The sequence below is a fragment of the Salinimicrobium tongyeongense genome (genome assembly GCF_026109735.1).
In the GTDB taxonomy this organism is placed as follows: domain Bacteria; phylum Bacteroidota; class Bacteroidia; order Flavobacteriales; family Flavobacteriaceae; genus Salinimicrobium; species Salinimicrobium tongyeongense.
The window spans coordinates 2,019,008-2,031,412 of record NZ_CP069620.1; the positions used below are offsets into that span (position 1 = coordinate 2,019,008).

At 44.7% G+C, this 12,405-nt stretch carries 11 protein-coding genes and 1 pseudogene; 3 read left to right on the forward strand and 9 right to left on the reverse strand.

Annotated features, from left to right (window positions below; translation table 11 throughout):
* Window positions 1–54: 54 nt before the first annotated feature.
* The 5 genes from ccoG to ccoS all read right to left on the reverse strand — a co-directional run bounded on the left by ccoG (window position 55) and on the right by ccoS (window position 4,945).
* Window positions 55–1,431, reverse strand: a complete 1,377-nt coding sequence (gene ccoG / locus JRG66_RS08945; protein WP_371875346.1) for a cytochrome c oxidase accessory protein CcoG — start codon at window positions 1,429–1,431, stop codon at window positions 55–57.
* A gap of 68 nt (window positions 1,432–1,499) precedes the next feature.
* The gene (locus JRG66_RS08950; protein ID WP_265162425.1) at window positions 1,500–2,372 is read right to left on the reverse strand and encodes a cbb3-type cytochrome c oxidase N-terminal domain-containing protein; all 873 of its coding nucleotides are present in this window, start codon (window positions 2,370–2,372) and stop codon (window positions 1,500–1,502) included.
* Complete coding sequence (locus tag JRG66_RS08955; RefSeq protein WP_265162426.1) at window positions 2,369–2,554, reverse strand: CcoQ/FixQ family Cbb3-type cytochrome c oxidase assembly chaperone; 186 nt, start codon at window positions 2,552–2,554, stop codon at window positions 2,369–2,371. The genes JRG66_RS08950 and JRG66_RS08955 overlap by 4 nt, the downstream gene beginning before the upstream one ends.
* Window positions 2,555–2,559: 5 nt before the next feature.
* Window positions 2,560–4,752 carry a cytochrome-c oxidase, cbb3-type subunit I gene (ccoN, locus tag JRG66_RS08960; RefSeq protein WP_265162427.1) on the reverse strand — a complete coding sequence of 731 codons (2,193 nt, stop codon included), beginning with the start codon at window positions 4,750–4,752 and terminating at the stop codon, window positions 2,560–2,562.
* A gap of 4 nt (window positions 4,753–4,756) precedes the next feature.
* Window positions 4,757–4,945 carry a cbb3-type cytochrome oxidase assembly protein CcoS gene (gene ccoS, locus JRG66_RS08965; protein WP_265162428.1) on the reverse strand — a complete coding sequence of 63 codons (189 nt, stop codon included), beginning with the start codon at window positions 4,943–4,945 and terminating at the stop codon, window positions 4,757–4,759.
* Window positions 4,946–5,121: 176 nt separating this feature from the next.
* On the opposite strand from ccoS, the gene nirK reads away from it, so the two are divergent.
* From nirK to JRG66_RS08980, 3 genes are read left to right on the forward strand one after another with little or no spacing between them, the layout of a single operon-like run.
* Entirely contained in the window at window positions 5,122–6,576 is a 1,455-nt protein-coding gene (gene nirK, locus JRG66_RS08970) for a copper-containing nitrite reductase (RefSeq protein WP_265162429.1), read from the forward strand.
* 27 nt (window positions 6,577–6,603) lie between these two features.
* Entirely contained in the window at window positions 6,604–7,383 is a 780-nt protein-coding gene (locus JRG66_RS08975) for a formylglycine-generating enzyme family protein (protein WP_265162430.1), read from the forward strand.
* Window positions 7,384–7,385: 2 nt separating this feature from the next.
* Window positions 7,386–8,003: an SCO family protein gene (locus tag JRG66_RS08980; RefSeq protein ID WP_265162431.1), complete on the forward strand. Its 618-nt coding sequence runs from the start codon at window positions 7,386–7,388 to the stop codon at window positions 8,001–8,003.
* A 254-nt stretch (window positions 8,004–8,257) separates the two neighbouring features.
* On the opposite strand, the pseudogene JRG66_RS15645 reads toward JRG66_RS08980, so the two are convergent.
* The 4 genes and pseudogenes from JRG66_RS15645 to JRG66_RS09000 all read right to left on the reverse strand — a co-directional run.
* Window positions 8,258–8,341, reverse strand: a pseudogene (locus JRG66_RS15645) (type II toxin-antitoxin system YoeB family toxin); the annotation flags it as partial.
* A 16-nt stretch (window positions 8,342–8,357) separates the two neighbouring features.
* The gene (locus JRG66_RS08990; protein ID WP_265162432.1) at window positions 8,358–8,618 is read right to left on the reverse strand and encodes a hypothetical protein; all 261 of its coding nucleotides are present in this window, start codon (window positions 8,616–8,618) and stop codon (window positions 8,358–8,360) included.
* A gap of 315 nt (window positions 8,619–8,933) precedes the next feature.
* A complete protein-coding gene (locus JRG66_RS08995) occupies window positions 8,934–11,303 on the reverse strand; it encodes a heavy metal translocating P-type ATPase (protein WP_265162433.1) in 2,370 nt (789 codons plus the stop codon).
* Between the two features lie 135 nt (window positions 11,304–11,438).
* Window positions 11,439–12,323 carry a YihY/virulence factor BrkB family protein gene (locus JRG66_RS09000; RefSeq protein WP_265162434.1) on the reverse strand — a complete coding sequence of 295 codons (885 nt, stop codon included), beginning with the start codon at window positions 12,321–12,323 and terminating at the stop codon, window positions 11,439–11,441.
* Window positions 12,324–12,405: the final 82 nt, after the last annotated feature.

Consider the following 12,405-nt stretch of genomic DNA (forward strand, 5'->3'; position numbering starts at 1 on the left):
TCGCTTTGAATACCACTGTTGCTGAAGGTTTTTTCTTCAGCAGCCGTTATTTTATTACCTGAAGCTCCTGGGCCCCATAAAATTTGTGCTGGTGGTCTCTATGAGCTTCTCGCCACTGTACACGCCTATTTCCACACTGTTTTTTTCATCTTTTAAAAGCGCTTTCGGGATCTCGATAAATAAAGTGCCTTCTGCAAGGCCTTTTTCGGGAACTGTGATTTTCTCGTGGGTGACAGATTCAATACTTCCGTTGTGGGAAAGCAGCTTAAAATGTACATCTTCAAAACTACCGGTAGTTTTATTTATGAGTTTAAAGGTGTAAACATTGCTAATCATGTTATTCTCGTGAGTCTCATAAAGCTGCCCCGGAAGCCTTAAAACTGTGGCTTCAACATCGGTCCTTAAAAACAACATTCCCGAAAGAATTCCAACAAGTACAAACAGGATGGCAGCATATCCTTTCATCCTGGGGTTGAACCTGAATTTTTCTTCTTTTTCAATATTCTCTTCAGAATAAAAACCTATTAGCCCCCGTGGGAGGTCTACCTTGTCCATCATGGCGTCGCAGGCATCTATACAGGCGGTGCAGTTGATGCATTCCAGCTGTGTTCCATTCCTTATGTCGATTCCGGTAGGGCAAACATTCACGCACTGGGAACAGTCAATACAATCTCCTTTTCCCAGCTGGGCGCGATCTTCATTTTTTCTGAATTTTGAACGTCCTTTTGATCTTTCCCCTCTTTTATGGTCATAAGCCACCACTACAGATTTCTTGTCGAGCAGCACACTTTGCAACCTTCCGTAGGGGCAGGCAATGGTACAAACCTGTTCCCTGAACCACGAAAAGATGAAATAGAAGACGCCGGTAAAAATTAGAAGCCCTATAAATGTGCTTAGGTTTTCTAGCGGGCCTTCAGTAACATATCTCAGCAGTCTTTCGCTGCCCACGAGATACGCAAGAAAAACATTGGCAATCCCGAATGAAATAAGGAAGAACAGGAACCATTTAAAGCCTTTCTTTCTTATTTTATCGCTATTCCATTCCTGTTTGTCCAGCCTCATTTGTGCCCCGCGGTCACCTTCTATCCAGTATTCGATCTTCCGGAAGACCATTTCCATAAAGATGGTCTGCGGGCAAATCCAGCCGCAAAATATGCGGCCAAAGGCAGAGGTGAAAAGCGTGATGAACAAAACGCCAATGATCATTGCGGTAACCCCCAGGTAGAAATCCTGCGGCCAGAAGGGTTGCCCGAAAATGAAAAATTCTCTTTCCAGTACATTGAGCATCATGAACTGGTTTCCATTTATATGAATAAATGGAGATGCGATTAGAAAAAGAAGCAGGAACCAGGTTAAGTGCGTGCGGTACTTATAAAACCGGCCTTCAGGTTTTTTTGGATACACCCAGGCGCGTTTACCTTCGGCATTCATGGTGCCTATCCTGTCTCTAAAGTTGTTCTCTGCTCTTTCCACTTCCTGCTGCCTTTCCTGTATTTATCTTATTCTGTCCAGATTTCCCCTTCGGGGTCTTTTGGGTTGGCCGGAGAAGTTCCCTGCAGGCTGAGAATATAACTTGCTACCTGTTGGATCTCTGCCGGTTTGAGGGAAGATTTCCAGGCGATCATCCCTTTGCCTGCACGCCCGCCTTCACTTACCGTGTGGAAGACATTTTTGATACCCCCGCCAAGAATCCAGTGCTCGTCGGTAAGGTTAGGGCCAATTCCCCCACCGCCATCGGCAGCGTGACAGGCCAAGCAGTTGGTTTGGTAAATAGCCTCACCTTTCTTCAGTTCGGCAGCTTCGGTGAGTAGCTCTACGTTTTCTGCATCAACCAGGTCGGGAGCATTCTTTTTGTATTCTTCAACTGCAATCTTTGCTGCCAGCATTTCCTTTTCAAATTCTGCTACCTGATCTTCTCCATTCCAAAGGTGGTAGTAGGCAAGGTAACCGGCGGCAAAAATGATGGAAATATAGAAGGAGTAAAGCCACCATGGCGGGAGCTTGTTGTCCAGCTCTTTTATTCCGTCATAATTGTGGTCAAGTTCTAGTTCGCCTTCTTCGGAAATTGGGCGGGTACCAGCTAGTTTACGGCTGATCCTTTTAAGGTCGTACTTCTTCATTCGCTCCTCTTGCGCCCTCATGTACCGTTCTTTGGCTTCAGGCGAAAGAGACTGGAACATGATATTTTCTACTGCGTTGAGAATGCCTTCCGCAGCAATAAGGAATAACAGGATCACCAGTAGCACCGCAGAGAGTACCGGGTATTCAATAAAGGCAAAATTGTCACCTGAGTCTATAAAGTATTCTAGCACTCCTGCGATGAGGAGAAAGAAAACAGGGATTCTTATCCAGGCCGGGATAGCTTGTCTCATAAGTTCTGGTCGTTATCTGTTTCTAATGGTATTTGTTCTACGGTGTGGATGTAGTCTTTCTTTGCGGTGAAGACCCACCAGAAAAGCGCTACAAAAAAGATGAAGAAGATGAGCAGGGAAATGATTGGATAAATCTCTATCCCTGCAATGCTCTCCATGTGTCCTTTAATAAATTTTAGCATGACAGTTAGTTTGTTGAAGTTGTTGAATTGACCACTTTAATATCTGTTCCCAATCGCTGGATGTAAGCGATAAGGGCAACGATCTCGCGATCTTTCATTTCAATAAATTCCAGTCCGTTCTCTTCAGCATATTTTTTATCGGCTTCATAAGTGGTCACAAAGTCGGGATCACTGTAAAGGTTTTGCTGAATTTTGGTAGCCTGTTCTTCCATGTGGGCCTGGGCGTTGGCTATCTCGGCTTCGGTATATGGAACTCCCAGTTGTACCATGGCCTTCATTTTATCTTCAGTTTCAGAACGGTCATGTTTGCTGGTGATCAGCCACTTGTAGCCGGGCATGATAGAACCAGAGGAGGTACTTTGCGGGTCATACATGTGGTTGAAGTGCCAGTTATCTGAATATTTTCCTCCCACCCTCATAAGGTCGGGGCCTGTACGTTTACTTCCCCACAAGAATGGATGGTCATAAACATATTCCCCGGCTTTCGAGAATTCGCCGTAGCGTTCTACTTCACTTCTAAAAGGGCGGATCATTTGTGAGTGGCAGGAAACACAGCCTTCTCTAATGTAGATATCCCTTCCTTCAAGTTCCAGTGGCGTATAAGGTTTAACGCTGGTGATGGTTGGAATATTAGATTTTACCAGCAGGGTTGGCACTATCTGGATAATACCTCCTATAAGAATTGCGATAGTAGCTAAAACTGTAAGCTGCACCGGCTTGCGCTCCAGCCAGGTGTGGAAACCTTCTCCCACAAGTCTTCTATTGCTTATTTTTTGTAGGGGAGCTGCTTCGGCAAGTTCGTCTGTAACTTCGGTTCCGGTTTTAATGGTTTTGTATACGTTGTACAGCAGGATGAACATTCCGAAGATATACATACTACCTCCAATGGCCCTAAACCAGTACATTGGCATGATCTCGGTTACAGTTTCCAGGAAGTTTCCGTAGACAAGGGTACCATCGGGGTTAAATTGTTTCCACATTGAAGCCTGTACAAAACCTGCAACATACATGGGCAGGGCGTATAGGATAATACCTAAAGTACCTGTCCAGAAGTGGGCGTTGGCAAGCTTAACCGAATACAACCGGGTTTTAAACATTCTTGGCACTAGCCAGTATACCATCCCAAAGGTTAAGAACCCGTTCCAGGCAAGTGCGCCTACGTGTACGTGTGCAATTACCCAGTCGCTAAAGTGGGCAATGGCATTTACGTTCTTAAGAGAGAGCATTGGGCCTTCAAAAGTGGCCATCCCGTAGCCGGTGATGGCAACCACCATGAATTTTAGAACAGGATCTGTCTTAACTTTATCCCATGCGCCACGCAGGGTAAGGAGCCCGTTGATCATACCACCCCATGATGGCATCAGCAGCATTACCGAAAAGGCAACTCCAAGGTTCTGAGCCCAATCGGGTAGTGATGAATAAAGCAAGTGGTGAGGTCCGGCCCAGATGTATATAAATATTAAGGACCAGAAGTGAATAATAGATAACTTGTATGAGTACACAGGGCGGTTGGCAGCCTTGGGCACAAAGTAGTACATGAGCCCCAGGAAGGGTGTGGTCAGGAAGAATGCTACGGCATTATGTCCGTACCACCACTGTACCAATGCATCCTGAACTCCTGCATAAACTGAATAACTCTTAAATAAACCAACCGGAATTGCAAGGCTGTTAAAGATATGTAGTACTGCAACGGTTACAAAGGTTGCGATGTAGAACCAAATGGCTACATACAAATGGCGTTGTCTTCTCTTAAAAATAGTAGCGATGAGGTTCCACCCAAAAACAACCCATACCACAGCAATAGCAATATCAAAAGGCCATTCCAGTTCGGCGTATTCTTTAGAACTGGTGAAGCCCAGGGGAAGTGTAATGGCCGCTCCAACAATAATTAACTGCCAGCCCCAGAAGTTGATGTTGCTCAAAATGTCACTGTACATACGGGCTTTGAGCAGCCGCTGGGTAGAGTAGTATACTCCTGCAAAAATAGCATTCCCCACAAAAGCAAAGATCACTGCATTAGTGTGCAGCGGGCGAAGGCGCCCAAAACTTAACCAGGAAACTCCGTCGGTCAAATTAGGGAAAAGGAATAAAAAGGCCAAAAGAAGCCCGACTGTCATTCCTATGACTCCCCAAAAAAGGGTGGCGTAAAGGAACTTTTTTACGATTTTGTTGTCGTAGTAGAACTGTTGCAATTCCATTCTTTTAATTGTCTTGATTAATTTTACTCGATTTTGTTGATTTCTCTTTTACAAGCTCATCCTCAAAAAGAATACGCACCGACGGGGTATAGTCATCGTCAAACTGGCCGTTACGCACGGCAACAATAAAAACAACGAAAAACAATACCGCTACAATAATGCTTATTGTAAGGAGTAAATAGATGACGCTCATACCTATTTATATATCAGGCAAAACTACAGGCATTGTTATTTTTTAAATATGATTTCGGTCAGGTTTCGTTAGAAAAACATTTGTAAAAAATTCAGTCATATATGATTAGGCTCATATATAAGAGAGAACTTAATTCGGACATTTGTATCTGAAATTAATATTAAACACATCTGATCATGAAAAATTTCAAACATTCAAAAAAGAGACTTGCCTGCGTTTTCTTTCTTGCAGCCCTTGTAGCAGGGATATTTACCTCTTGCGATAAAGCAGTTGCTGCCAAAGAAAACCCCGAACTAATGAAAGTATATGGAGAGAGCGAAGCCGAAATGACTTCTCCTCCAATGGTACCAAGACCTGTTGGAAAAAGAGCTGCTACCAAACTCATCGTTAATATGGAAGTAGTAGAAAAAGAAATGGAGATGAGCGACGGGGTAAGTTATGTGTACTGGACCTTTGATGGTACAGTTCCCGGAAGTTTTATTCGTACCCGTGTTGGAGATGAAGTTGAATTCCACTTAAAAAACCACCCAGACAGTAAATTGCCACACAATATTGACCTGCACGCGGTAACAGGACCTGGTGGTGGTGCCGAATCTTCTTTTGTAGCTCCCGGCCACGAAGCTGTATTTACTTTTAAAACCATGAACCCTGGTCTGTATGTATACCACTGTGCCACAGCTCCTGTTGGGATGCACATCGCTAATGGTATGTACGGTCTTATTCTTGTTGAGCCAGAAGGTGGTCTTGAGCCGGTTGATAAAGAATATTATGTAATGCAGGGGGATTTCTATACTGAAGGTGAGAACGGCGAAAGAGGCCTGCAGGCTTTCAGTATGCAGAAAGCAGTTGATGAAGATGCAGATTATGTAGTGTTTAATGGTAAAGTTGGTGGCCTTACAGGAGACAACGCCTTAACTGCAAAAGTTGGTGAAACCGTACGTCTCTTTGTAGGTAACGGTGGCCCTAACCTGGTTTCTTCCTTCCACGTGATTGGAGAGATCTTTGACAAAGTATATCTTGAAGGTGGTGCCATGATCAACGAGAACGTGCAAACCACTTTGATCCCCGCCGGTGGTGCCGCCATCGTAGAATTTAAAGTTGAGGTGCCCGGGAACCTTGTATTGGTAGATCACTCCATCTTCAGAGCATTTAACAAAGGAGCCCTGGGGATACTTAAAGTTGAAGGCGAAGAAAATGAAAAAGTTTTTGGAGGTAAAATTGAAGAGAAAGTATACAATCCCGGAGTAACTGCTACCGAAGAAGCTACCGAAGAAGTAACTGAAGACGCACCTGTGGCCAGTACTTCTTTAGCCCAAAAAATGGAAAGGGGAAAACAAATCTACACCCAAAACTGTCTTGCCTGCCACCAGGCTACCGGTAACGGGATCCCCAATGCTTTTCCTCCACTTGCAAATTCCGATTATTTAAATGCCGATGTGCATCGTGCCATAGAAGTGGTGAAGTTTGGTCTTAGCGGTGAAATTGAGGTGAACGGGAATGTTTACAACAGCGCAATGCCAAAGCAAAACATTTCAGATGAGGATGTTGCAAATGTTCTCACTTATGTTTATAATAACTGGGGCAACAACAAAACTGAAGTGACTGCCGAAATGGTGAAGAAAGCGAAGTAATTAGCAGTTAACAAAAAATTTAAAGAAATGAAGACCTTAACCAGATTGGCAGTATGCATCGCGATAATGATCCAGGGCCAGGCCTATAGCCAGTCTGGTGCCATGGTCGAAGTCCGCGGGGGGGAATTCATTCCTCTCTACGGAACAAAAACCGAAGTTCCTGTAGGCAATTTTTTGATGGATGTCTATCCCGTGACCAATGCCGAATTCCTGGAGTTTGTAGAACAAAACCCGCGTTGGAGGAAGTCTCAGGTAAAACAACTGTTCGCCGATGAAAATTACCTGCGCAGCTGGAAAAATGACTTGAGCCTGGGTAGCGATAACCTGCCCAACTCGCCGGTGACAAATGTCTCCTGGTTCGCTGCGAAGAACTACTGTGAATGCCAGGACAAAAGGCTGCCTAGCATTGATGAATGGGAGTATGTGGCCATGGCAAACGAGACCAGCCCCGATGCCCGTTCCGAGAAATCCTATAACCAGTATATCTTAAGCTGGTATGAAACGCCCAATACCTTTAAAAATACCGTGGGCAATACCTTCAAGAATTATTGGGGAGTGTTCGATCTTCACGGCCTGGTTTGGGAATGGACTTCCGACTTTAATTCGGTGATGATTGGGGGTGAATCCCGGCAGGACAGCACAGGTGACAACAACCTCTTTTGCGGGGCCGCCGCAGTTGGCGCCACAGACCTTATGAACTACGCAGCTTTTATGCGCTATGCCTTCCGCGGAAGCGTAAAAGCAAGGTATTCGGTGAAAAACCTTGGCTTTAGATGCGTCAGGGATATTGAAAAATCAAATTTATAAGCATGAAAAAAGTAGCTTTTATATTGCTTTCCATAGTTCTTTTTACTGCATGTAACAATGTCAAAAAAGAGGAAGAAAAGGTTGAAGAAGTTGCAGCAAACACCACAGAGGTAAAAGGAGAGCTGCCCGAATTGTCTATCTACAACCTTCCATCCACCTGGACCACTCAAAACCACGAGGATATTCAGCTGGAAGATCTCCGCGGAAATGTGCTGGTCATGGTAATGATCTACACTTCCTGCAAGGCCGCCTGCCCACGACTCATCGCCGATATGCGCAATATCGAAAAACAGGTGCCCGAAGAGTATCTCGACAAGACAAAGTTCATCATGGTGAGTATTGATCCTGAAACCGATACGCCGCAAAGGCTCAACGCTTTTGCCAGGGAGAATGAAATGGAAGACAACCACTGGCTGTTCCTTCGCGGTACGCCCGAAGACACCCGTGAGTTTGCAACCGTACTGGCCGTAAGCTATAAAAAGATCTCGCCCATAGATTTCTCACACTCCAATATTATCAGCGTTTTTGACGAAGAAGGAGTGCTGGTTCACCAGCAGGAAGGCCTTGGGGTAGACAATACCGAAACCGTAGAAGCCATTAAAACTGAAGTTTCAAATTAAGTAAAGTAAGATCAGATAGCCGGGGCTGCCTGAGAAAAGAACTGTACCGTAAACCTGAATTTCATTTCGGGTTTTGCAAAAATTCTGAAGTAAAGTCAGGATGTTGGTGCGCTCTTCTCAGGCAGCCCCTTTTTAATCCTCATCTCCCATTCCCCAATTAGTTTTGTTCAGGGGTGGCAGCAGCATTTTATTCAGTCATAATATAACCTGCATTTCGCAGTTAATATTTCCCCTTCATTGTATTGGTAGATCAGTCAATGTTCGCTACTAATTCGACGAGACCAAAATCCGGTGTACTTATGCTTGAGAGGTTCGGGTTTTCCAATTCCGTCAAAAGGTTTTCGGGAAAATGTCTTACCACCTGGTCCAGGTAGGTTTTAATATTTTTTTAAAGTCAGAAACAGTTGTTATTTGTATAATATTGTAATTGATAAAGTACAAATAGATGTACAAATAATGATTCGATAATTTTTGGATGGTTGCCAACCTTCTTATCACTATTTCTGAAAAGCTCAAATACTGAAAAATGTTTTTCGGGTTCTCTTTCTGCTTTACCTTCAGCAGGCTGGGAATGATCATTAGACCTGAAGCCTTTAAGCCAGTCAAAAATGGCATTTTTGGCCCCTCTTTTTCCTGGATCCTTTCCTGTTCAGTAGAATTACATTCCTTAAAAAGCGGCAAATTTCCGAAGCTAAAAAAAGGGAGTTAGCCTGGTGTATTAATTGCGGGGGTGTCAAAAAAGGGATTTTGAAGACTGCTTTAAAACAACAAGAAGCAAGTAGGGGGTTGCTCTCTTGTCGCCATTCCGGCCTGTGGCAGGAAAAACAAATAATCACATTTCTAATGTAGACGTTTTTCTCCCTAATTCCCAACTTTTTCTGAGAAAATCGGCTGCAGCAGTTTTTTTAGTAGAATTCGGTCTTCAAAAAGCTAAATTTTGCGTCCGATAATGTTGGTGCACAGGGTTGTAAAAGCAATGATGCTTATAGAGCTGAAGGGCATAAGGATCGCAGCGATAATGGGCGATAACTGCCCGGTCACTGCAAAATACAGCCCCACAACGTTGTACAGAAAAGACAGTACCATACTAACTTTAATAACGGTCATGGCCTTTTTTGACGCCCTGATGAAGTTTGGCAAACTTCCAAACCTGCTGGCGTCTAAAATGGCATCGCAGGCGGGAGAGAAGACGTTCACGTTTTCAGAAATGGCAATTCCCACTTCACTTTTGGCCAGTGCCCCCGCATCATTGAGCCCGTCACCTACCATAATGGTCTTTTTTCCTTCTTTTTGAAGGGAGGCGATATAATCCAGTTTGTTTTCGGGCTTCTGGTTAAAGAGCATTTGGGTGTTTTTAGGCAGCAGGGCTTCCAGCCTCGATTTTTCGCCCTCATTGTCACCCGAAAGTATGGAAAGATGGTAATTTGGGGCGAGATCGTCAAAAAGCTCTTTTACGCCTTCGCGGTATTCATTAAAAAAGATATACCGGCCCTTATACTCGTTATTGGCACTAATGTGTACCGAGGTGTTGAGGGAAGTGCCGTGTGCCGTGCTGCCCACAAACTCTGCCGAACCCACCTTCATGGCTTTTTGCCGGTGCACAGCTTCTATTCCTTTACCTACAACTTCCCGGCATTCTTCAGGCGGGGCAATGTCATATTCGGCCAGCATATCGTAGAGGCTTCGACTTAACGGGTGGTTTGAAGCGCGCAGGGTATTCTTCAGAAGGGATTCTTCTTCCGCAGTTAAAGTGATGCCTTCATAACTAATGCTGCTTTTCTTGTTTGAGGTAATGGTGCCGGTTTTGTCAAAGATCAGGGTGTCGGCTTTGGCCAGCTGCTCAATCACCCCGGCATTTTTCAGGTAAAATTTCTTATTTCCAAATATGCGCAGCAGGTTGCCCAGGGTGAAAGGTGTAGACATGGCCAGGGCGCAGGGGCAGGCAATAATGAGCACTGCGGTAAAGACATTGATGGCTGTGGCCACATCTAAGAACATCCAGTAAGCGGCGGCCGTGAACGCAATTAAGAGCAAAACTATGGTGAAATATTTGCTGATGTGGTTGATGAACGAGGTAAACGAATCTTCCTTTTTGACCTGGAAAACGTCGTTGCTCCACAACTTTGTAAGGTAGCTTTGAGAAACCGATTTAAGTGCTTCCATCTCAATCATCCCCGAAACCTGCCGCCCGCCCGCAAACAATTTGTCTCCCGATGCTTTCTCTACAGCTTCCGACTCTCCCGTTACAAAACTGTAGTCTATACGGCCTTTCCCGTTGATGAGAATTCCGTCTACCGGGATGAGCTCTTCGTTCCTGATTAAAATGCGATCGCCCTTTTCGATGTCGTGAACGTGGATGCTTTCTTCTTTGCCGTCAGGATTGATGCGGGTGATGCCAATGGGAAAATACGATTTGTAATCCCTCTCAAAAGAAAGGAAGTTGTAGGTCTTTTGCTGAAAGAATTTTCCGAGGGTGAGGAAGAATACGAGTCCGGTGAGGCTGTCAAAAAACCCTGGGCCCCAGTCAAAAATGATTTCGAGGCTGCTGCGCACAAAAAGCACCAGCACGCCCAGGGCAAGGGGCACGTCTATATTGAGGATCTTTGCCCGCAGGCCTTTGTAGGCCGAAATAAAATAATCTTGCGCCGCATAAAACACCACCGGGAGCGAAAAAGCAAACATGAGCCACCTAAAAAGGCCTTTATACTGCTCCAGCCAGTATTCGTTTACTTCAAAATATTCGGGGAAGGAAAGGAACATGACATTTCCAAAAGCAAAACCGGCAACGCCCAGCTTATAAATAATGCTGCGGTTGATCTTTTTCTTCCCGGTTTCACTGTCGTCAAGGCTTATGTAAGGTTCATAGCCAATGCTGCTAAGGAAGAGCACCAGGTCTTTTAGATTCAGTTTTTCTGAATTATAGGTAACGCGCAGGCTCTTTTTAGGAAAATCTACCTGTGAGGCCGTGATGGAAGGCTTCAGTTTATTGAGGTTTTCGAGGATCCAGATGCAGGAACTACAGTGAATATGCGGGATGTACAGCGAAATCACCTGCAGGTTTCCGTCGTTGAACTCCAGGAGCTTGTCAACGATCTTCCCGTTGCTCAAAAAGTCGTATTTCCCTTCGAGTTTTGCCGGCGCTGCACCGGGAGCCGCCTCCATATCGTAGTATGAAGTAAGGCCGTTCTCCGAAAATATCTCGTAGACGGTCTTGCAGCCATTGCAGCAAAAAGACTTCTCATCAAAGCTAACGCATGACTTAATCGCATCACCGCAGTGATAACAAGAAAGTGCTTCCATAAAAATTGCTCGTTTCGTACCGGGTACAAAGGTTGAAAATGAGCGGGTTGGAAAATATGATGCCGGTCATGTTTTTAATGCTCTTCAAAAATGACATTTTTAAGAGGTATTTTTTCTGAAGCTTTAGACTAAAATTCAGGCTTTGGAATTAGAATATTTTTCGGTTTCAGAATTGATTTCGGCACCAAGCAGAACTATAATGCTGGTAAGGAAGAGCCAGAGCAGCATAACCACTACAGCTGAAATTGAACCGTAAACTTCGCCGTAACTTCCGAAGTTCTTCACGTAAAAAGAAAAACCCCAGGAGGCGATCAGCCAGAGCAGGGTCGCCACGAGCGCACCCGGCAGCACCCATTTAAAATCGGAAGTGGGTTTTGCAGGGGCGTAGCGATAGATCAATCCTATAAAGTATACCACCAGGGCCGCTAATATGAGCCAGCGCAGCCAGGTGATCAAAGCGGTTACAGTTGAAGGTAAAGGGATTTCATCAATGATCACGGGCCAGATCACAATGACGCCCAGGCTAATAATTACCAGGAGAATGGCACCAAAAGTGAAGAGCAGGGTAAGTGCGTTTTGTTTGATGAAGCCGCGTTCGTTGTTGGTGCCGTAGGCAATGTCTATGCCCGTAAAAAGGGATTTCATGCCTTTATTGGCACTCCAGAGACTCAGCAGGATTCCAATGATAAGGCTCCAGCTTAAAGCACTTTGGGGGGTAGAGACCAGATCCTGCAACTGGGTTTCTATAATCTCAAAAGCCTGTTGCGGCATTACCTGCGCTATTTTTTGCAACTGGTCCTGTAAACTCTGCGGGTCCATGGCCAGGCCATAAATGGAAACCAGGGCGCCTATAGCCGGAAAAACCGCTAAAAATGCATAAAAGGCAACCCCCGCAGAAACTATCGACACATTGTCTTCCCCAATTTGATCTTTTACTGCAAACCCTATAGATTTCCATCCTGAAGAGGAGATGTCGGTTGGTTTTTCTACTGTTCTGGAAGAATGGTAGCCTTTACTCATTTTTCTTTTTTTTTTTTCTGAATTTTCCTTTTAAAATAATAAATTCATACAGCAGCATTTTAATATTTTGCCATAAACATTT

Excerpts from the sequence above, each read along its gene's own strand:
- ccoG (WP_371875346.1), bottom strand. The coding sequence starts at position 1,431 with ATGAATGCCGAAGGTAAACGCGCCTGGGTGTATCCAAAAAAACCTGAA.
- JRG66_RS08950 (WP_265162425.1), bottom strand. The coding sequence starts at position 2,372 with ATGAGACAAGCTATCCCGGCCTGGATAAGAATCCCTGTTTTCTTTCTC.
- JRG66_RS08955 (WP_265162426.1), bottom strand. The coding sequence starts at position 2,554 with ATGCTAAAATTTATTAAAGGACACATGGAGAGCATTGCAGGGATAGAG.
- ccoN (WP_265162427.1), bottom strand. The coding sequence starts at position 4,752 with ATGGAATTGCAACAGTTCTACTACGACAACAAAATCGTAAAAAAGTTC.
- ccoS (WP_265162428.1), bottom strand. The coding sequence starts at position 4,945 with ATGAGCGTCATCTATTTACTCCTTACAATAAGCATTATTGTAGCGGTA.
- nirK (WP_265162429.1), top strand. The coding sequence starts at position 5,122 with ATGAAAAATTTCAAACATTCAAAAAAGAGACTTGCCTGCGTTTTCTTT.
- JRG66_RS08975 (WP_265162430.1), top strand. The coding sequence starts at position 6,604 with ATGAAGACCTTAACCAGATTGGCAGTATGCATCGCGATAATGATCCAG.
- JRG66_RS08980 (WP_265162431.1), top strand. The coding sequence starts at position 7,386 with ATGAAAAAAGTAGCTTTTATATTGCTTTCCATAGTTCTTTTTACTGCA.
- JRG66_RS08990 (WP_265162432.1), bottom strand. The coding sequence starts at position 8,618 with ATGCCATTTTTGACTGGCTTAAAGGCTTCAGGTCTAATGATCATTCCC.
- JRG66_RS08995 (WP_265162433.1), bottom strand. The coding sequence starts at position 11,303 with ATGGAAGCACTTTCTTGTTATCACTGCGGTGATGCGATTAAGTCATGC.
- JRG66_RS09000 (WP_265162434.1), bottom strand. The coding sequence starts at position 12,323 with ATGAGTAAAGGCTACCATTCTTCCAGAACAGTAGAAAAACCAACCGAC.